Source organism: Serratia sarumanii (assembly GCF_029962605.1).
GTDB lineage: Bacteria > Pseudomonadota > Gammaproteobacteria > Enterobacterales > Enterobacteriaceae > Serratia > Serratia sarumanii.
In genome coordinates this window covers 1,143,733-1,161,121 of record NZ_CP124750.1, presented here as the reverse complement: position 1 = coordinate 1,161,121, position 17,389 = coordinate 1,143,733, and the positions used below count along the sequence as shown (strand labels likewise).

Sequence of the window (17,389 nt, the reverse complement as noted above, 5' to 3'; positions counted from 1 at the left end):
GCTCGCCGTGATATTTGCAATTTTCAACATTTGAATATGCTGTTTTGTTGTTTTACATCCCGCCGCCGCTCATCAATAGTGAGCACATCAGACACCGCGCGCCTCTGCGGCGCATGACAGGATAATCACGATGAGCGACAACGCGACTAATCAACGGCAATTGCGGCTGGGCGCCATTCTACATGGCGCATCGGGAAATATGTCCGCCTGGCGCCACCCGGACGCCACCGCCGACGCCAGCATCAACCTCGAATTTAATATCGCCACGGCGAAAAAAGCCGAACAGGGGAAATTCGATTTCGTGTTTGTCGCCGATGGGCTATATATCAACGAAAAGTCCATTCCGCATTTTCTTAATCGTTTCGAACCGCTCACCCTGCTGGCCGCGTTGTCCGCCGCCACCGATAAAATCGGCCTGGTGGGCACCCTCTCCACCTCCTACAGCGATCCGTTCACCGTCGCCCGCCAGTTCGCCAGCCTCGATCACCTGAGCAACGGCCGCGCCGGCTGGAACGTGGTGACCTCGCCGCTGGAAGGCTCGGCCAAAAATTTCTCGCGCAAAGAACACCCGGAGCACAGCCTGCGTTACCGCATCGCCGGCGAGTTTCTCGACGTTGCCAAAGGGCTGTGGGATTCCTGGGAAGACGACGCCTTCGTGCGTAATAAGGCCAGCGGCGAATTCTTCCGCGCCGGCAAACTGCACACTCTCAATCACCAGGGGGAATTCTTCTCGGTACAGGGGCCGCTGAACATCGGCCGCACGCCGCAGGGGCGCCCGATCCTGTTCCAGGCCGGCGCCTCCGAAGACGGCAAACGGCTGGCGGCCCAACACGCCGATGCGATCTTCACCCATCACGACACGCTGGAGCAGGCGCAGGATTTCTACCAGGACGTGAAGCGGCAGCTGGTGGAACAGAGGCGCGAACCGAACGATCTGCGCATCTTCCAGGGCGTCAGCGTGATCGTCGGCGACGACGACGCGGACGTCGAGCGCCAGTACCAGGAGACCGCCCGCCTGGTCAGCATCGAGAATGCCCTCAACTACCTCGGCCGCTACTTCGAGCATTACGACTTCGCCCGCCATCCGCTGGACGCCCCCTTCCCCGACATCGGCGATCTGGGGCAAAACAGCTTCCGCAGCACCACCGACGCCATCAAGCGCAGCGCCCGCGAGCGCAACCTCACGCTGCGCCAGGTGGCGCTGGAAGCCGCCTCGCCGCGTCCGGTGTTCAGCGGCACGCCGGAAGCGGTGGCGGATGGCCTGCAACGCTGGTTCGACGGCGAAGCCGCCGACGGTTTCATCATCAGCGGCGGTACGCCCAACGCCTTCGGCCACTTCGTCGATCGGGTGGTGCCCATCCTGCAGCAACGTGGCCTGTTCCGCCAGGCGTACCACGGCGACACGCTGCGTGAACATCTAGGCCTGAAGCGCCCGTTGAACAGATTCACCCAATAATAAGATCGCTTTCAGGGATACCCGCTATGCAGAAAACCGTTACCGTCGCCCTCGTGGCGGCCTTGCCGAGCCTGACCGGCGCCGCGCAGGCGGGCACCGGCATCGATTTGCAGGCCTATCAACCCCTATTCACGCGCCGAAGACCCCGCAGGCGAACGCCATGGTCAACCGCTGGGGCGAGAGCGCCGAACGCCTTGCGCAGTCGGAAATCAACCCGCCCGGCCAGGGCGATTAGGAGCGCGCGATGACGCAAGACACCTTCATTCAGACGCTGCCGACCGACCCGTTGATCGCCCCGGTGATCGAAGGGCTGTTCGGCGAATATCGTCAGCGCTACGGCGACTATTTTGGTGACCAGGAACCGGAAGCGCTGGATCTGTACGCGCCGCCGCAAGGAGCCTTCATCGTGCTGCTGCGCGCCGGTGCGCCGATCGCCATGGGCGCCTTCAAACGCTATGACGCGCTAACCGCCGAGCTGAAGCGCATCTGGACGCGGGGCGACCTACGCCGCCAGGGCCTGGCGCAGCGGGTGCTGCAGCAGCTGGAAACGCTGGCGCTGGCGCAGGGATATCGCCGGCTCTATCTAACCACCGGCTTTCGCCAGCCCGAAGCGGTGGGCCTGTATCTGAGCAACGGGTATCAGCCGCAGTTCGATCCCACCGTCGACAGCGAGATATACAGTCGCCCACCCTACGATGGCCGCCTGCCGTTCCGCAAAAGCCTGATTGCAGAGGACGCGTGTTGTTGCGCGTCGGAAAGGAAAATCGCCTAAGGCCCCTTAATCTGTATCAGGAGACATGACATGTCCAAACAAGAAGTCTTGAAAGTGGTGCCCGCCCGCTATCCGCTGCGGCTGATCGGCGCGCTGTTTTCGCTGTTTATTCTGGCCGCCATCGTGCAATCGGTGGCGGGCAACGCGCGCTGGGAATGGGGCGTGTTCGCCGAGTGGTTCTTCGCGCCGGCGGTGCTGGCAGGGCTGGGGCAAACCCTGCTGCTGACGCTGCTCGGCACGCTGTTCAGCATCCTGTTCGGCACCCTGCTGGCGCTGGCGCGGCTGTCGCGCTCTTACCTGCTGGCGTCGCTGGCCTGGGGTTATATCTGGCTGTTTCGCTCGCTGCCGCTGATTCTGGTGCTGATCATCCTGTACAACTTTTCCTATCTGTATGACGCCATCTCGCTGGGCATTCCCTTCACCTCCGTGGTGTTCGCCAGCTACCCGACCATCGACATTCTCGGCCAGTTCGCCGTGGCGGTGCTGGGCCTGACGCTGGTGCAGTCCGCCTACACCGCCGAGATCATCCGCGGCGGCATCCTGGGCGTGGATTACGGCCAGCACGAAGCAGCGGCGGCGCTGGGGTTGCCGGGCTATCGCCGCACCTTCCGCATTATTCTGCCGCAGGCGCTGCGCTCCATTATTCCGACCGGCTTCAACGAGATCATCAGCCTGGCGAAAGGCACCTCGATCGTTTACGTGCTGGCGCTGCCGGAGCTGTTTTACACCATTCAGGTTATCTATAACCGCACCCAGCAGGTAATACCGCTGCTGATGGTCGCCACCGTCTGGTATCTGTTCATCACCACCGCGCTGTCGGTGATCCAATACTACATCGAGCGCTATTTCGCCCGGGGCGCGGTGCGCGAACTGCCGCCGACGCCCTGGCAGCAACTGGCCGGCTGGCTAAAACGTTAGGAGACCCGCATGTCTGAAGCCATTGATTATTACGCCTTGCCCGAACAGCCGGCGCGCAATCTCACCCCGGTGCCGGCACGCGGCCTGATCGAAATCAGCAACGTCAGCAAGTTCTTCGGCAAGCACAAGGCGCTGGACGACGTCAGCCTGACGCTGCAGCCGGGCACCGTAACCGTGATCCTCGGCCCTTCCGGCTCCGGCAAATCGACGCTGCTGCGGGCGATCAACCACCTGGAGCGCGTGGACGAAGGCTTTATCCGCATCGACGGCGACTACGTCGGCTACCGCCGCAAAGGCAACCGGCTGTATGAGCTGAAGGAAAAGGCCATCCTTCGGCAACGCATCAACGTCGGCTACGTGTTCCAGAATTTCAACCTGTTCCCGCACCTGACGGTGCTGGAAAACATCATCGAAGCGCCGGTAGTGCATAAAATTCACACCCGCGAACGGGCGAAAGCGGTAGCCTATGCGCTGCTGGATACCGTCGGGTTGCGCCACAAGGCGGACGCCTACCCGCGCCACCTCTCCGGCGGCCAACAGCAGCGTATCGCCATCGCGCGCGCGCTGGCGCTGAACCCGAAGGTGATCCTGTTCGATGAACCGACCTCCGCGCTCGATCCCGAGCTGGTCGGCGAAGTGCTGGATGTGATAAAGGGGTTGGCGGATCTGGGCGTCACGCTGGTGGTGGTCACGCATGAAATCGGCTTTGCGCGCGAAGCGGCGGATCGGGTGGTGTTTATGGTCGATGGGCAGATCGTCGAGCAGGGCGACGCCAGGCAAGTGCTGAGTCAGCCGCAGCATCCGCGCACCGTCAACTTTCTCAACAAAGTGCTGTGATCGTCGGGGCGCCGCGGCGCCCCGTACCCGAGCTGCTTACCGGCCGGCGAAGCGCCGCTTCTCGGCGGCGAAATCCAGCGGGCGGATACCCTGCTGGTTTTTGTCCTCTTCGGTCAGCAACGCCGGCGGAATAAACCAGGTTACCTCGAACAGCAGCCCGTCCGGATCGTGGCCATAAATGCTTTTGTGCACGCCGTGATCCTCTTCCAGCCCGAGAATGCCGCGTTCGGCCAGCTGATGGCGAATGCGCTCCAGCTCCTCCAGGCTGTCCACTTCCCAGGCCAGATGGTACAGCCCGGCCGCTGGCTCATGCTCCGCCGGCGGCTCGTTGTTGGCACGAAACACCCCGGCGCGCTGCTGGCCCAGGTTCTTGCTGAACAGCGCCAAATCGTGATCGTTGTCCGAATCGGCGGCCTGGGTAAACACCGCCCGATCGGGGCTGTCGGACGGCTTGAGCTTGAACCCCAACACCTGATGATAAAAGTCGGCGCTCTGCCGCACGTCGCTGACATACAGCACGGCGTGATTGAGACGTTTGATTCCCATCGCTATTCCTTTACGCATTGAATGAAGTCAGCATGAACATAGCATGTGGGGGGAAAGCCGCTAAATGCCGTTATCGCATGACGAAATGCCGCCCGCGCAATCTGTCGTTGCAAGGCATTCCGCGCTATCATAAGCGCTGTATAGAACCCTTTTGTGAGAATAGCGATGAACGGCAAGATAACGACTTTTTTTGAAGACAAAGGCTTCGGCTTTATTACCGACGAGAACGGAGAAAATCGTTATTTTCACGTGATTAAAGTGCAAAACCCGGAGCTGATTAAGAAAAACGCGGCGGTGACCTTCGAACCGACCAACAACACCAAAGGCCCGTCGGCTTATGCGGTCAAAGTGTTGGCGCCCAGCAAATACATCATCATCGCCAATGAAAGAATCAAGATCGCCAGCATCAAGTCTTTCAATACCTTCACCAAGGAAGTGCCGGCCAAAGCCGACGTGGATAAAGAGAACACCGTGCTGTCGGTCGGCCTGCTGATGAACCGCATTCGCCCGCAGTCAGAAGATCAGGCGCAGACCATGCAAACGCTGCGCATGCTGACCATTACCACCTTCCAGAACACCACCCATACCTTCTCCGAGCACGAGATCGATATGGATGAGACCATTAAGGCGCTGAAAAGCCTGTAAGCGCCGGCTGCCCAGCGTCGAGCCCTAGCGGAACAGGATATGCTCGACGCTGTTGCCGTTCACCACGTTGAACGACTCCACCCGATTACGCCCCTGCGATTTGGCGCGATACAGCGCGATATCCGCCATATTCATCAGTTGCTCCAGCGATTTCACCTCGTTCATCGCCAGACTGGCGACGCCGACGCTGATGGTGATTTTCAACGTCTGCTTGCCTTCCACCTGCAGCGCCGTCTGCTCCACCAGCCGGCGCAGATGTTCCCCCAGCGCCACACCCTGCGCCGCCAGCGCGCGCGGCAGCATGATGGCGAACTCTTCCCCGCCCAGGCGGCCGAACAGCTGATCGTGCCGCAGTTCGCGCCGCACGATGTGCGCGAACGACGCCAAAACCTGATCGCCGGCGCTGTGGCCGTGCGTATCGTTGATCTGCTTAAAATGGTCGATGTCGATCAGCAGTAGCGACACCGCCTCTTTGGAGCGGTGTTTATGCTCCAGCAGCTCGCCCGCTTTGCGCGTCATCGCGCTGCGCGCCAGCACCCCGGTCAGAAAATCGTGGTTGGCGCTGTGCTCCAGACGCCGCATCAGCTTGCGGTTGGCGGCGATGGAGCTGGCGAGGATCAGCGGCCCCATCACCAGCATGGCGATGCCCAAGCGGGCGGACATCAGGGTATCGAGGAAGGCGTTGTGGTTGTTCGGCGTTTCGTACAGCATCAGGTTGGCGGAAATGCTGCTGATCTCGGTCATGCCGGTCAACAGCGTCAGCAACGTCACGGGGAACAGCGGGTAGCGCACCGCGCACCACAGCAGCGCCGGGATCGGGAAGGCGATAGCGCCCGGCCCGCCGATATAGACGCTGAATATCAGCGACAGCAGCAGCGCCAGCAGCGGCAGACAGCCCTTCAGGCGCCAACGCACCTGCATGCGCAGCAGCTGCTTCAACCGCGGCGCCGCCATCAGCACCGGCAACAGCAGCAAGGTCGTCGAGAACTGCTCGCTGAACCAGGCCAGCCAGGCGACCACCACCGTGTTGTTGTACAGGCTGTCGTTGCGCAGCACCGACAGCGTCGACGCCACCGCCGCGCCGGCCAGGCTGGCGCTGAACATATAGAGTATCGCATGGGGTTTGCCCATGCGCCGTTGAGATTGGGGCAGCATCAGCATGATGCCGTAACCGACGGCGATCAGCGACATGTTGCAGGCGTTCAGCCACAGCGCCAGAGACCAGCCTTCGCCGGTGCTGAGATCGGCGGCGACCATGCCCAGATAGGTGGTAAGCCAGCCGAGCGGCGTGGCGTAAACGGGTTTTCGCAGCAGCAGGCCGAGCAGAATCGCATTCACCGGCCAAAATAAGGAAAGCGAGCCAATCGGCCGGCTAAGAATACCCACCAGGGAAAGTAAAAAGGCCAGCATGAAAAGATTGATCAGCTGAACCGTTAGCGGCAGGCCATGCCTGGCGTTTATTCTGGCGTTCATCGCCTCGCCCATATTTTGCTAATAACCAGAATAATAATGTGCATACTCTCTCGCCCGGCCAGTGAGGGATAGTCAATCCGAATTTCAACCAAAAAAGCCAGACAAATCAATAATAAAAAGCATTAACATTTAATTAACAGACTTTTCTTAGCCTGATGCGCCTGCGGCGGACTCCCCCCGCATAGCGTCAGCAAATAATGCCCGCTCTGCTGTCAGCATAGCGCATAGCGTAATAGGCCGCCGAGGGCGTTAATTACATTAATAAGTTTATGGTTATTGGTCGTTGAATGCTGTTTGAATAACTGCGCGATTATTTTCCTGCAACTGGGCCGCCCGTGCAATAACAACCCCAAAAAAGCCCGCATAGCGCGGGCTTGCCTGAACAACAGCAAATCGACAGTTACAACACGGCCATGCCTTGCATGCCCGTGCTGCCGCGCAGTATAGCGGTGCAAGCTTAAGCAGACCTTAGCAACAAAAAACCCGGCCTAGGAACCGGGAATATTTGTACGAAATGCAGTGTTAGCCCAAGCAGGCTAATAACATTTCGCAGCTTACACGCCAATTGTGCAGAGAAAATGAACGCGGCGTCCGTTCAACCGCACCGCCGCCCTCTCTGCACGGAAGGGCTTACGCCAGTTTGGCGGCAAAGCCCGCTACGCGCTGGCCATAAAGCTTGGCGGTCGCCAGATCGCCCGACAGCATCTCATCCACGCCGGCATCCGCCGGGGTCTGCACCAGCAGCCCCACCGAACCGCCCAGGTTATTGACGTCGGTGCGCTGCGCCGATTTGGTGTTGGCCGGCATCAGCCCCAGGCTGACCCACAGGCCGCCATGTTGCGAAGCCAGCGTCTGCAGCGCGATCAGCGTTACCTGCTTGTCTCCGTTCAGGCTGGCGCTGTTGGTAAAGCCGCCGAACACTTTGTCCTGCCACTTGCGGCCGAACCAGGCCTTGGAGCTGGCGTCGGCGAATTTCTTGAACTGCCACGACGGGCCGCCCATATAGGTCGGCGAACCAAAGATGATGGCGTCCGCCTCATCCAGCGTCCGCCAGGCTTCGTCGCTGATATCGCCGTTCTGATCGATGGCGATCAATTCCGCCCCGGCGCCTTCCGCCACGACTTTCGCCAAACGCTCGGTATGGCCGTAGCCGGAATGAAACACCACTACTGTCTTCGCCATAGAAATTCTCCACTCATTGCACAAAGACGCCGACGGCGCCCCTTCGCGTTCAATCTAATCAAGCGCGCAGCGGCTGAATACCAAATAAAACTGACGGTGTTATTCAAAAAAATCGCGTTACTCTGCCAGGCATGCGCAGATAAAAAAAATCCCGCGCAAGGCGGGATAAACTTAACAGGGATGGGGTAATACACTACAGGGAATGGATAACACACAACATCATCGGGTAGAGCTACAGTACCAATCCCAATGTATAGAACTGTCATCCCCGCGTAAGTTTGCTCGGCCAGATGTAACGCCGAATGGGAAATATGACATTTTTCTCGACGCACCACGAACAGGCGCGACTCAAACCGCCGCTCTTGAAGATGCCGGTATTGCCCCCCCGGCGACGAACGGCCGAAGTTCGAAAAATCGGCGCAATCAGCGCGGCGCCGCACGGCCCTCAGCGGATTTCAACAGTGATATCCGGGTAAGCTTGCTCGCCGTCGCTGAGGTAATGCCCCAACGCCCGGTAAGCCATAACGTATAGCACGGCGGCGGCGCACAGGCACAGCAAGGTCACGAGCAGGAATCTGGATTTGCGCACGATAGGCTCCGTGGAGAAATTTTCGCCTATTGTAGCGCGGCAAAATAAACGAAGGTTCAATTGCCGGTGGGTCAAGCGCCTCGCACTCACTCGGCGAAGCGGCTCGTATCATTATTCAGCATGTAGATAAACGAATCGACGGTTTCGCCGCCGGCGGTGGTGACGCTGACCACCACTCGTTCATAACCCTCACCTTCAAACGCATCGAGAGTCGGCCAGTGGTTGACGAGGTTAGCTGAACGGAACAGAAACCCGTTCACCCGATTGCCACTGTTATCCAGCACGATGCCCGGGTAGCCCATCTCGGCGCCCCAGCCTTCGTTAAGCAGCGAGCCGCCGACGCTGCCTTCTTCCCAGCTGCCGCCGATGGCTTCCATAATGTGCGCGTTGGGCCTGCCCGGCCCCAGGGTGCCGTAAACGAATAAGCTTTGCATTTTTCTCTCTACTACTCACTGAAAGTTAACGCATGAACATAGCATGACGTTCAGCGGCGAGCCAACGGGAGTACGGGTAGCGCAGTCGAGTTTTCAAGGGAACAAGTAGGGGGAAGAAAATCAAGGGAGTAATGGCACGCCCTATAGGATTCGAACCTATGACCTACGGCTTAGAAGGCCGTTGCTCTATCCAACTGAGCTAAGGGCGCATTGAGATGCGGCAACCTGCGGCTGCGGGTTGGGATTATACGGTCAGAGGTTAGCGAGTCAATGCCTTTTCATGGCGTTACGGCGGCGGCCGTGCTTTATGGCGTTTTTTCCGCCAGCGCCCGCGCGGCGAGGGTTCCCGTCAACCGGGCGCCGCCATGCTGAGCCAGACCAAAGCCTATGTAAATCGGCGCGCGCTCAGCCCCTTGCCGCCCACCGCCCCGCCGCAGGCAAAGGCGGGCGGACTGCACCACTGCGGCGATGTCCCCCCAATCGGCATGCTCAACCACCCGCGCGTTGCAGGTCATCTCCCCCCTTTCCTCCAGTGTTGCGTCGGGACGTGCGCTGTTTAAAGAAGCCTGGCTCCACGGCGCCCAAGCCAGCAATAGCGCGCACCCTGCCCATGCGCTGCCGTTCATGCGCACAGCCTCCGCCACAGCGCGCTCAGGCGCGCCCGCCACGACGGCGCTCCTTCATGCTTGCCGAGCTGATGCAGCGCGGTGAGTTGCGCGCTGTCCGCCGGATGCAGCGAAGAATCGAACACCGTTTCCCCTATGCGTTTAGGCTCCGCCGGTTGCTCGTCAGGCTGATGATGCAACGGGTAAAGCCGGGTTATCGCCCTCATGATCCTGCCCTCTTTCGCCCTGTGAACCGCCCCAGCGTATCCAAGTGCCGGTAAAAATGGCGTAGAGGATCCTGAGGCCGGCATAAAAAAAGCGTAAATCGGCGTCGGCAACGGCTGCGAGGGTGATTCTGCGCCTGACAGCGCGCTCAGCTTCTGCCAGAATAGCGGCATCCCCGCTTTTCTTAATTGATGGATTTCCACACTGATGTCAGCAAAGATTATTGATGGTAAAACGATTGCGCAGCAGGTTAGAAACGAAGTGGCTGAGCAAGTGAAACAACGTCTGGCGGCCGGCAAACGCGCCCCAGGGCTGGCGGTTGTGCTGGTCGGCGAGAACCCGGCTTCGCAAATTTACGTCGCCAGCAAGCGCCGCGCCTGCGATGAAGTCGGCTTCCTTTCCCGCTCCTACGACCTGCCCGCTGCCACCAGTGAAGCCGAGCTGCTGGCGTTGATCGACCAGCTGAACGCCGATGAGGAAATCGACGGCATTCTGGTGCAGCTGCCGCTGCCGGCCGGCATCGATAACGTCAAGGTGCTGGAACGCATCCACCCGGACAAAGACGTCGACGGCTTCCACCCGTACAACGTCGGCCGCCTGTGCCAACGCGCCCCTAAGCTGCGCCCGTGCACGCCGCGCGGTATCGTCACCCTGCTGGAGCGTTATAACATCGATACCTACGGCCTGAACGCCGTGGTGGTCGGCGCCTCCAACATCGTCGGCCGCCCGATGAGCATGGAGCTGCTGCTGGCCGGCTGCACCACCACCGTCACCCACCGCTTCACCAAGAATCTGCGTCACCACGTCGAGAACGCCGATCTGCTGGTAGTAGCAGTTGGCAAACCGGGCTTCATTCCGGGCGACTGGATCAAACCGGGCGCCATCGTGGTGGACGTCGGCATCAACCGCTTGGAAAGCGGTAAAGTGGTGGGCGACGTCGATTTCGACGCCGCCAGCGAGCGCGCCGCCTACATCACCCCGGTGCCGGGTGGCGTTGGCCCGATGACCGTTGCTACACTGATCCAAAATACCTTGCAGGCCTGCGAGGAATATCACGACGTTCAACCTAAATAAGTAAGGCAGTATGGAAATTTTCAATCTGGACAATCATCCCCACGTCGAACTGTGCGATCTGCTGAAGTTCCAGGGCTGGAGTGAAAGCGGCGGCGCCGCCAAAGAAGTCATCGCTGAAGGGCAGGTGAAAGTCGACGGCAAGGTCGAAACCCGCAAGCGCTGCAAGATCGTCGCCGATCAGGTGGTGGAGTTCGACGGCGGCAAGGTCATGGTTAAACCCTGACCCGCAGCCATAGAAAAAGGCGCTGAATTCAGCGCCTTTTTTGTTTTTCCCTGCGGCTGGATTACTTACGGCGCCAGGTGGTGCCCTGCGGGCCGTCTTCCAGCACGATGTTCATCTCGTTCAACCGATCGCGGGCGGCATCCGCCAGCGCCCAATCCTTCGCGGCGCGCGCTTCGTTACGCTGTTTGATCAGCGCTTCGATCTCCGCCACTTCGCCGTCGTCAACCTGAGCGCCCCCTTGCAGGAACTGCTCCGGCTCCTGCTGCAGCAGGCCGAGCACCTTCGCCAGCTTGCGCAGTTCCGCCGCCATGCCGTTGGCCGCCGCCATGTCTTCACCCTTGAGGCGGTTAACCTCGCGCGCCAGATCGAACAGCGCCGAGTAGGCTTCCGGGGTGTTGAAGTCGTCGTCCATCGCTTCGCGGAAGCGGGCTTCGAACGCTTCGCCGCCGGCCGGCGCGGCGTCGGCGTCGGTGCCGCGCAGCGCGGTATAGAGGCGCTCCAGCGCGGTGCGCGCCTGCTTGAGGTTCTCTTCGCTGTAGTTCAGCTGGCTGCGATAGTGGCCGGACATCAGGAAGTAACGCACCGTCTCCGCATCGTAATGGCCGAGCACGTCGCGGATGGTGAAGAAGTTATCCAGCGATTTGGACATCTTCTCTTTGTCGATCATCACCATGCCGGAGTGCATCCAGTAATTGACGTACGGGCCGTCGTGGGCGCAGCTCGACTGTGCGATCTCGTTCTCGTGGTGCGGGAACATCAGATCGGAACCGCCGCCGTGAATGTCGAAGTGGGTGCCCAGCTGTTTGCAGTTCATGGCGGAGCATTCGATGTGCCAGCCCGGACGGCCCGGCCCCCACGGCGACTGCCAACTCGGCTCGCCTGGCTTGGACATCTTCCACAGCACGAAGTCCATCGGGTTGCGCTTCACGTCGTCGATCTCCACGCGCGCGCCGGCCTGCAGCTGATCCAGATCCTGACGCGACAGCAGCCCGTATTGCGGATCGCTGTCGATGGAGAACATCACGTCGCCGTTGCTGGCCACGTAGGCGTGATCGCGATCGATCAGGCGCTGGGTGATCTCGATGATCTCGGCGATGTGCTGGGTCGCGCGCGGCTCTTGATCCGGGCGATCGATCAGCAGCGCGTCGAAGTCGGCGTGCATTTCCGCCAGCATGCGTTCGGTCAGCTGGTCGCAGGTCTCATGATTTTCCGCCGCGCGGCGGATGATTTTGTCGTCCACGTCGGTGACGTTGCGCACGTAGTTCAGCGAATAGCCGAGGTAGCGCAGGTAACGCGCCACCACATCGAAAGCGACAAAGGTACGACCGTGCCCGATGTGACACAGGTCATAGATGGTTACCCCGCACACGTACATGCCCACTTTCCCGGCATGAATGGGTTTGAATTCCTCTTTTTGACGACTCAGGGTATTAAAAATCTTTAGCATCGGGAGATTCCGTGGTGTGCGTGATAACAAAAAAGATAACCGGGCTTCAGGTTTCCGCCCGGTAGCGTATTGAAACCTGAAGCCTGATCTATTGCAAGGTTAAGGCCATGCTTTGCTGATTTCACGCGAATAAAATGCGCGAAATTCGGCGGCCGGCGCAATTGTTATAATATAACACAAATGCAATTACCACAGACAGTGCGCGGTTGAGCCGCTGCTGACTCGCTGGGGCGGATATGTTATAAGGGCGGTCTGAATGTTCACTCGCTTTACGTGACGTCTCACTTCACCTTGTTAGGATTAAAACTATGGTTACTTTCCACACCAATCACGGCGATATCGTTATCAAGACCTTTGCTGACAAAGCGCCGGTTACCGTTGAAAACTTCCTGAACTACTGCCGCGCCGGTTTCTACGACAACACCATCTTCCACCGTGTGATCAACGGCTTCATGATCCAGGGCGGCGGTTTCGAGCCGGGCATGAACCAGAAAGCGACCAACGCGGCCATCAAGAACGAAGCCAACAACGGTCTGAAAAACACCATCGGCACCCTGGCAATGGCGCGCACCAACGATCCGCACTCCGCCACCGCACAGTTCTTCATCAACGTGGCTGACAACGACTTCCTGAACTTCCGTGGCGAAAACGTGCAGGGCTGGGGCTACTGCGTGTTTGCTGAAGTGGTTGAAGGCATGGACGTGGTCAACAAGATCAAAGGCGTGAAAACCGGCCGCAGCGGCATGCACCAGGACGTACCGGTAGAAGACGTGGTGATCAACAGCGTGACCGTCAGCGAGTAATCGCGGCTGCATGAGTACGCTGTTCATCGCAGATCTGCACTTGTGCGCACAGGAACCGGCAATCACTGCCGGTTTTCTGCGTTTTTTACGGCGCGAAGCGGTTCACGCCGACGCGCTGTACATCCTCGGCGACCTGTTTGAAGCCTGGATCGGCGACGACGATCCCGAGCCGCTGCACGCGGAGATCGCCGCGGCGCTGAAAGCGCTGCAACAGGCCGGCGTGCCCTGCTACTTCATCCACGGCAACCGCGATTTTCTGCTCGGCAAACGCTTCGCCCGCGCCAGCGGCATGCAGTTGCTGCCGGAAGAGAAAGTGCTGGAGCTGTACGGTCGCAGGATGCTGATCCTGCACGGCGACACCCTGTGCACCGACGATCACGCCTATCAGCAATTCCGCCGTAAAGTGCACAACCCGCTGATTCAAAAATTGTTCCTGGCGCTGCCGCTGCGCTGGCGATTGAAGATCGCCGCCAAAATGCGCGCCCGCAGCCAGCAATCCAACCAGGACAAGTCGGAAGCCATCATGGACGTCAACCCGCAGGCGGTCGAGCAAACCATGCTGCGCCACGACGTGCACTGGATGATCCACGGCCATACCCACCGCCCGGCGGTGCACCGGCTGGCGTTGAGCAACGGCGAAGCCCATCGCGCGGTGCTGGGAGCCTGGCACGTCGAAGGATCGATGATCAAAGTCAGCGCCGACGCCGTCGAGCTGATCCAATTCCCATTCTGAATTCCGGACTGGCGCGCGAGTGAAAATTCGCGCTTTCGACGGTGAAAACCGGCGACGCAACCGTTTTCCTCGCCGTGCGCTCATGGTATGCTCTACGCCCTCATTCGGCCCTCAGCCGACGCCAGACAAATCACAGGAGCCTTACACCCATGGGAGCCAACGCCGCTTCAGCCGCCACTACCGGGGCGAAAATCGCAATTGTAATGGGATCGAAAAGTGACTGGGCCACCATGCAGTTCGCCGCCGAAGTCCTGACCCAGCTCGATGTCCCCTTCCATGTCGAAGTCGTTTCCGCCCACCGCACGCCGGACAAGCTGTTCAGCTTCGCCGAGCAGGCTGCCGCCAACGGTTTTGACGTGATCATCGCCGGCGCCGGCGGTGCGGCGCACCTGCCGGGCATGCTGGCGGCGAAAACCCTGGTGCCGGTGCTGGGTGTGCCGGTGCAAAGCGCCGCGCTGAGCGGCGTAGACAGCCTGTACTCCATCGTGCAGATGCCGCGCGGCATTCCGGTGGGCACGCTGGCGATCGGCAAAGCCGGCGCCGCCAACGCCGGGCTGCTGGCGATGCAGATCCTGGCGCTGCACGACGCCGCGCTGGCGCAGCGTTTGGCGGACTGGCGTCAGGCGCAGACCGAAGACGTCTTGAACCACCCCGATCCGCGGGAGGACGCATGAAGCCGGTTTGCGTACTGGGCAACGGCCAGCTGGGGCGCATGCTGCGCCAGGCCGGCGAACCGCTGGGCATCGCCGTTTACCCTGTCGGCATCGATGCCGAACCCGAGGCAGTGCCGTATCAGAATAGCGTCATTACCGCCGAGATCGAACGCTGGCCGGAAACCGCGCTGACGCGCGAGCTGGCGACCCACAGCGCCTTCGTCAACCGCGACATCTTCCCGCGTCTGGCGGATCGCCTGACGCAAAAACAGCTGCTCGATCAGCTCGGCCTGGCGACCGCGCCGTGGCAGCTGCTGGCGAGCGCCGCCGAATGGCCGCAGGTATTCGCTTCGCTGGGCGAGCTGGCGATCGTCAAACGCCGGGTCGGCGGCTATGACGGCCGCGGCCAATGGCGTTTGCGTCCAGGCCAGGAAGCCGAACTGCCGGCCGATGCCTATGGCGAGTGCATCGTCGAGCAAGGCATCAATTTCTCCGGCGAAGTGTCGCTGGTGGGCGCGCGCGGCCACGACGGCCGTTCGGTATTCTACCCGCTGACCCACAACCTGCATGAAGACGGCATCCTGCGCACCAGCGTGGCGCTGCCGCAGCCCAACCCGGCGCTGCAGCAACAGGCCGAGCAGATGCTGGCGGCGATCCTGAACGAGCTGAACTACGTCGGCGTGATGGCGATGGAGTGCTTTATCGTCGGCGATCGGCTGCTGATCAACGAGCTGGCGCCGCGCGTGCACAACAGCGGCCACTGGACGCAAAACGGCGCGTCCATCAGCCAGTTCGAGCTGCACCTGCGCGCCATTCTCGGCCTGCCGTTGCCGCAGCCGGTGGTGAGCACGCCGTCGGTGATGGTCAACCTGATCGGCACCGCCGTCAACGAACAGTGGCTGTCGCTGCCGCTGGTGCATCTGCACTGGTATGAGAAAGAGGTGCGCCCGGGCCGCAAGGTCGGCCATCTCAATCTGAACGACCCGAGCGCCGCCGATCTGCGCCAGGCGCTGCAGGCGCTGGCGCCGCTGCTGCCGGGCGAGTACCAAAGCGGGCTGGCCTGGGCGCAGCAGAAGCTGGCTTAACGGTTTATACCGCCGAAAAAGAAGAAGGTTCAGCCCAGGCTGAACCTTTTTTTTGCCGCAAAGATCAACGCGAGCCGATATTACGCAACGGTTTGCCGGCCATCAGATTGCGTTCAATATGTTCCAGAGAAATATTTTTGGTTTCCGGGATCAGCGCCAACGTGATGAAAACAAACAGCACGTTAAGCCCCGCATAGACCCAAAAGGTGTGCGCACTACCCAACGAATTCAGCATGGTCAGGAATGTCGCCCCCACAATCATATTGGCGATCCAGTTAGTGGCGGTGGAACAGGTGATGCCGAAATCGCGGCCTTTCAATGGCTGGATCTCTGAACACAGCACCCAAATCAGCGGGCCGGCGCTCATGGCAAAGCCGACGATAAACATCAGCAGCATGACGATGGCGAAATATTGCGCCACCGCCGAGTTCATGCCGATATTCATCATGGTTCCCAGCGCCCCCATGCCGACGGCCATCACGATAAACCCAAGGATCAGGGTGGGTTTGCGGCCCCAGCGATCGACCAGTCCAATAGCGATAAAGGTGGCCAGCACGTTGACCAGACCGACGATCACCGTGCCCCACATCTGCTGTTCCGTACTGGCGAAGCCCGCCAGACCGAAAATCTTCGGCGCGTAATACATGGTGACGTTCATCCCGGTGAACTGCTGCATCACCTGGAGAAGAACGCCAAGGAAAACCGCGCGGCGGAAATTTTTATTGCCTTTGAACAACGCCCAACCGCTTTGCTTCAGTTTGAGGCTTTGACGAATTTCATTCAGCTCATGCTGCGCCTGGGCACTGCTGTCGCGCAGCTTCTCCAACACCTGGCGCGCCTGCTCATGACGATTGCGCGAGGCCAGCCACCGCGGGCTGTCAGGTAAAAAGAACACGCCAACCAACAACAGCCCCGCCGGGATGGTGATGACGCCCAACATCCAGCGCCAGGCGCCGGTATAGCTGAATGCCGTATCAGACAGGTAAGCCGCCAAAATACCAATGGTGATCATCAATTGATACATCGAGATCATGCTGCCACGGATTTTCTCCGGCGCGATTTCAGAAAGATAAATCGGCGCGGTATAAGAAGCGATACCCACCGCCAATCCCAGCAGAATGCGTGAAACGATCAGCACCTCCACGTTGGGGGCGAACGCTGAACACAGCGATCCCGCCACGAACAGAATGGCGCCGATCATCAAACTGTATTTGCGCCCCAGCCGGAAGTTCATCCAGCCGCTGCCGATAGCGCCGACGGCGGCGCCAAACATCATCGAGCTGACCACCCACTCCTGCTGAGAGCTGGTGATATGAAAAGTGTCGGTAATAAACGGCAGAGCGCCGGCGATTACGCCGATATCCAAGCCAAACAACAGGCCGGCCAAGGCGGCCAAAAAACAGACGAAAAAAGTCATGCCGACATGGGTCGGGCTTTTCTCCGCCGGTGCAACTTTAACGGTAGCGCTCATACAGCCTCCAGGAGAAAACGGTCATCAGTGTGCGACATGATAGGAGGCAATGCGTCGGAGATAAGTGAGTACGATCACATTAGTGGAAGCGGTTACATAATTTTAAACCTTAATCCTACGCGTCAACAGACGAAAAACTCGTTTAGTTACTGTGTAACCCATTATTTATATACATAAAAAAGTAAACAAAGGCCTGGGTTTGGTAACAGCATTGCCAA

General features: G+C 59.8%; 20 protein-coding genes and 1 tRNA gene. 11 read left to right on the top strand and 10 right to left on the bottom strand.

Going from position 1 to position 17,389, the window contains the following annotated elements; genetic code table 11:
- Positions 1–130 precede the first annotated feature (130 nt).
- The 4 genes from SSARUM_RS05450 to SSARUM_RS05435 all read left to right on the top strand — a co-directional run bounded on the left by SSARUM_RS05450 (position 131) and on the right by SSARUM_RS05435 (position 3,983).
- Positions 131–1,456, top strand: a complete 1,326-nt coding sequence (locus tag SSARUM_RS05450; protein ID WP_060426395.1) for an LLM class flavin-dependent oxidoreductase — start codon at positions 131–133, stop codon at positions 1,454–1,456.
- A 244-nt stretch (positions 1,457–1,700) separates the two neighbouring features.
- Positions 1,701–2,228, top strand: coding sequence for a GNAT family N-acetyltransferase (locus SSARUM_RS05445; protein ID WP_033653215.1), 528 nt, complete (start codon positions 1,701–1,703; stop codon positions 2,226–2,228).
- Positions 2,229–2,258: 30 nt separating this feature from the next.
- Positions 2,259–3,146, top strand: a complete 888-nt coding sequence (locus SSARUM_RS05440) for an amino acid ABC transporter permease (RefSeq protein WP_033647216.1) — start codon at positions 2,259–2,261, stop codon at positions 3,144–3,146.
- Between the two features lie 9 nt (positions 3,147–3,155).
- Positions 3,156–3,983: an amino acid ABC transporter ATP-binding protein gene (locus SSARUM_RS05435; protein WP_060429654.1), complete on the top strand. Its 828-nt coding sequence runs from the start codon at positions 3,156–3,158 to the stop codon at positions 3,981–3,983.
- Positions 3,984–4,019: 36 nt separating this feature from the next.
- Here the strand turns inward: SSARUM_RS05435 and SSARUM_RS05430 are convergent, their stop codons facing one another.
- On the bottom strand, positions 4,020–4,529 hold the full coding sequence (locus SSARUM_RS05430) for a VOC family protein (RefSeq protein WP_033637415.1): 510 nt from the start codon (positions 4,527–4,529) through the stop codon (positions 4,020–4,022).
- 165 nt (positions 4,530–4,694) lie between these two features.
- Between SSARUM_RS05430 and SSARUM_RS05425 the strand changes: the two genes are divergently transcribed.
- Positions 4,695–5,174, top strand: a complete 480-nt coding sequence (locus SSARUM_RS05425; RefSeq protein ID WP_033647218.1) for a cold-shock protein — start codon at positions 4,695–4,697, stop codon at positions 5,172–5,174.
- Between the two features lie 24 nt (positions 5,175–5,198).
- Here SSARUM_RS05425 and SSARUM_RS05420 read toward each other — a convergent pair whose 3' ends face one another.
- The 7 genes from SSARUM_RS05420 to SSARUM_RS05390 all read right to left on the bottom strand — a co-directional run bounded on the left by SSARUM_RS05420 (position 5,199) and on the right by SSARUM_RS05390 (position 9,684).
- On the bottom strand, positions 5,199–6,647 hold the full coding sequence (locus SSARUM_RS05420) for a sensor domain-containing diguanylate cyclase (RefSeq protein WP_060429403.1): 1,449 nt from the start codon (positions 6,645–6,647) through the stop codon (positions 5,199–5,201).
- Between the two features lie 630 nt (positions 6,648–7,277).
- Positions 7,278–7,829 carry a flavodoxin family protein gene (locus SSARUM_RS05415; protein ID WP_033637414.1) on the bottom strand — a complete coding sequence of 184 codons (552 nt, stop codon included), beginning with the start codon at positions 7,827–7,829 and terminating at the stop codon, positions 7,278–7,280.
- A 445-nt stretch (positions 7,830–8,274) separates the two neighbouring features.
- Complete coding sequence (locus SSARUM_RS05410) at positions 8,275–8,418, bottom strand: hypothetical protein (protein ID WP_162882640.1); 144 nt, start codon at positions 8,416–8,418, stop codon at positions 8,275–8,277.
- An 86-nt stretch (positions 8,419–8,504) separates the two neighbouring features.
- A complete protein-coding gene (locus tag SSARUM_RS05405; RefSeq protein ID WP_060387369.1) occupies positions 8,505–8,852 on the bottom strand; it encodes a gamma-glutamylcyclotransferase family protein in 348 nt (115 codons plus the stop codon).
- A 132-nt stretch (positions 8,853–8,984) separates the two neighbouring features.
- Positions 8,985–9,061: transfer RNA gene (locus tag SSARUM_RS05400), tRNA-Arg, on the bottom strand.
- Between the two features lie 96 nt (positions 9,062–9,157).
- Positions 9,158–9,478 (bottom strand): hypothetical protein, encoded by a 321-nt coding sequence (locus SSARUM_RS05395; RefSeq protein WP_060441723.1) that lies wholly within the window; start codon positions 9,476–9,478, stop codon positions 9,158–9,160.
- Positions 9,475–9,684 (bottom strand): hypothetical protein, encoded by a 210-nt coding sequence (locus tag SSARUM_RS05390; protein ID WP_033647224.1) that lies wholly within the window; start codon positions 9,682–9,684, stop codon positions 9,475–9,477. Before SSARUM_RS05390 ends, SSARUM_RS05395 begins: the two co-directional genes overlap by 4 nt.
- A 205-nt stretch (positions 9,685–9,889) precedes the next feature.
- On the opposite strand from SSARUM_RS05390, the gene folD reads away from it, so the two are divergent.
- Positions 9,890–10,756: a bifunctional methylenetetrahydrofolate dehydrogenase/methenyltetrahydrofolate cyclohydrolase FolD gene (gene folD / locus SSARUM_RS05385; RefSeq protein WP_004940177.1), complete on the top strand. Its 867-nt coding sequence runs from the start codon at positions 9,890–9,892 to the stop codon at positions 10,754–10,756.
- A gap of 10 nt (positions 10,757–10,766) precedes the next feature.
- Positions 10,767–10,979, top strand: coding sequence for a ribosome-associated protein YbcJ (gene ybcJ / locus SSARUM_RS05380; protein WP_060429651.1), 213 nt, complete (start codon positions 10,767–10,769; stop codon positions 10,977–10,979).
- 61 nt (positions 10,980–11,040) lie between these two features.
- Here ybcJ and cysS read toward each other — a convergent pair whose 3' ends face one another.
- On the bottom strand, positions 11,041–12,426 hold the full coding sequence (cysS, locus tag SSARUM_RS05375; RefSeq protein WP_033637393.1) for a cysteine--tRNA ligase: 1,386 nt from the start codon (positions 12,424–12,426) through the stop codon (positions 11,041–11,043).
- A gap of 308 nt (positions 12,427–12,734) precedes the next feature.
- Between cysS and ppiB the strand changes: the two genes are divergently transcribed.
- The 4 genes from ppiB to purK all read left to right on the top strand — a co-directional run bounded on the left by ppiB (position 12,735) and on the right by purK (position 15,700).
- A complete protein-coding gene (gene ppiB / locus SSARUM_RS05370; protein ID WP_016928800.1) occupies positions 12,735–13,229 on the top strand; it encodes a peptidylprolyl isomerase B in 495 nt (164 codons plus the stop codon).
- A 10-nt stretch (positions 13,230–13,239) separates the two neighbouring features.
- Positions 13,240–13,962 (top strand): UDP-2,3-diacylglucosamine diphosphatase, encoded by a 723-nt coding sequence (locus SSARUM_RS05365; protein ID WP_043146774.1) that lies wholly within the window; start codon positions 13,240–13,242, stop codon positions 13,960–13,962.
- Between the two features lie 149 nt (positions 13,963–14,111).
- On the top strand, positions 14,112–14,636 hold the full coding sequence (purE, locus tag SSARUM_RS05360) for a 5-(carboxyamino)imidazole ribonucleotide mutase (RefSeq protein ID WP_025301815.1): 525 nt from the start codon (positions 14,112–14,114) through the stop codon (positions 14,634–14,636).
- On the top strand, positions 14,633–15,700 hold the full coding sequence (purK, locus tag SSARUM_RS05355) for a 5-(carboxyamino)imidazole ribonucleotide synthase (protein ID WP_043146773.1): 1,068 nt from the start codon (positions 14,633–14,635) through the stop codon (positions 15,698–15,700). The genes purE and purK overlap by 4 nt, the downstream gene beginning before the upstream one ends.
- Before the next feature lie 64 nt (positions 15,701–15,764).
- On the opposite strand, the gene SSARUM_RS05350 is transcribed toward purK, so the two are convergent.
- Positions 15,765–17,171, bottom strand: a complete 1,407-nt coding sequence (locus SSARUM_RS05350) for a sugar porter family MFS transporter (RefSeq protein ID WP_043146772.1) — start codon at positions 17,169–17,171, stop codon at positions 15,765–15,767.
- Between the last annotated feature and the right edge of the window lie 218 nt (positions 17,172–17,389).

Bases quoted from the DNA above. Each gene is read 5' to 3' on its own strand.
- SSARUM_RS05450 (WP_060426395.1), top strand. From the start codon at position 131: ATGAGCGACAACGCGACTAATCAACGGCAATTGCGGCTGGGCGCCATT.
- SSARUM_RS05445 (WP_033653215.1), top strand. From the start codon at position 1,701: ATGACGCAAGACACCTTCATTCAGACGCTGCCGACCGACCCGTTGATC.
- SSARUM_RS05440 (WP_033647216.1), top strand. From the start codon at position 2,259: ATGTCCAAACAAGAAGTCTTGAAAGTGGTGCCCGCCCGCTATCCGCTG.
- SSARUM_RS05435 (WP_060429654.1), top strand. From the start codon at position 3,156: ATGTCTGAAGCCATTGATTATTACGCCTTGCCCGAACAGCCGGCGCGC.
- SSARUM_RS05430 (WP_033637415.1), bottom strand. From the start codon at position 4,529: ATGGGAATCAAACGTCTCAATCACGCCGTGCTGTATGTCAGCGACGTG.
- SSARUM_RS05425 (WP_033647218.1), top strand. From the start codon at position 4,695: ATGAACGGCAAGATAACGACTTTTTTTGAAGACAAAGGCTTCGGCTTT.
- SSARUM_RS05420 (WP_060429403.1), bottom strand. From the start codon at position 6,647: ATGAACGCCAGAATAAACGCCAGGCATGGCCTGCCGCTAACGGTTCAG.
- SSARUM_RS05415 (WP_033637414.1), bottom strand. From the start codon at position 7,829: ATGGCGAAGACAGTAGTGGTGTTTCATTCCGGCTACGGCCATACCGAG.
- SSARUM_RS05405 (WP_060387369.1), bottom strand. From the start codon at position 8,852: ATGCAAAGCTTATTCGTTTACGGCACCCTGGGGCCGGGCAGGCCCAAC.
- SSARUM_RS05395 (WP_060441723.1), bottom strand. From the start codon at position 9,478: ATGAACGGCAGCGCATGGGCAGGGTGCGCGCTATTGCTGGCTTGGGCG.
- SSARUM_RS05390 (WP_033647224.1), bottom strand. From the start codon at position 9,684: ATGAGGGCGATAACCCGGCTTTACCCGTTGCATCATCAGCCTGACGAG.
- folD (WP_004940177.1), top strand. From the start codon at position 9,890: ATGTCAGCAAAGATTATTGATGGTAAAACGATTGCGCAGCAGGTTAGA.
- ybcJ (WP_060429651.1), top strand. From the start codon at position 10,767: ATGGAAATTTTCAATCTGGACAATCATCCCCACGTCGAACTGTGCGAT.
- cysS (WP_033637393.1), bottom strand. From the start codon at position 12,426: ATGCTAAAGATTTTTAATACCCTGAGTCGTCAAAAAGAGGAATTCAAA.
- ppiB (WP_016928800.1), top strand. From the start codon at position 12,735: ATGGTTACTTTCCACACCAATCACGGCGATATCGTTATCAAGACCTTT.
- SSARUM_RS05365 (WP_043146774.1), top strand. From the start codon at position 13,240: ATGAGTACGCTGTTCATCGCAGATCTGCACTTGTGCGCACAGGAACCG.
- purE (WP_025301815.1), top strand. From the start codon at position 14,112: ATGGGAGCCAACGCCGCTTCAGCCGCCACTACCGGGGCGAAAATCGCA.
- purK (WP_043146773.1), top strand. From the start codon at position 14,633: ATGAAGCCGGTTTGCGTACTGGGCAACGGCCAGCTGGGGCGCATGCTG.
- SSARUM_RS05350 (WP_043146772.1), bottom strand. From the start codon at position 17,171: ATGAGCGCTACCGTTAAAGTTGCACCGGCGGAGAAAAGCCCGACCCAT.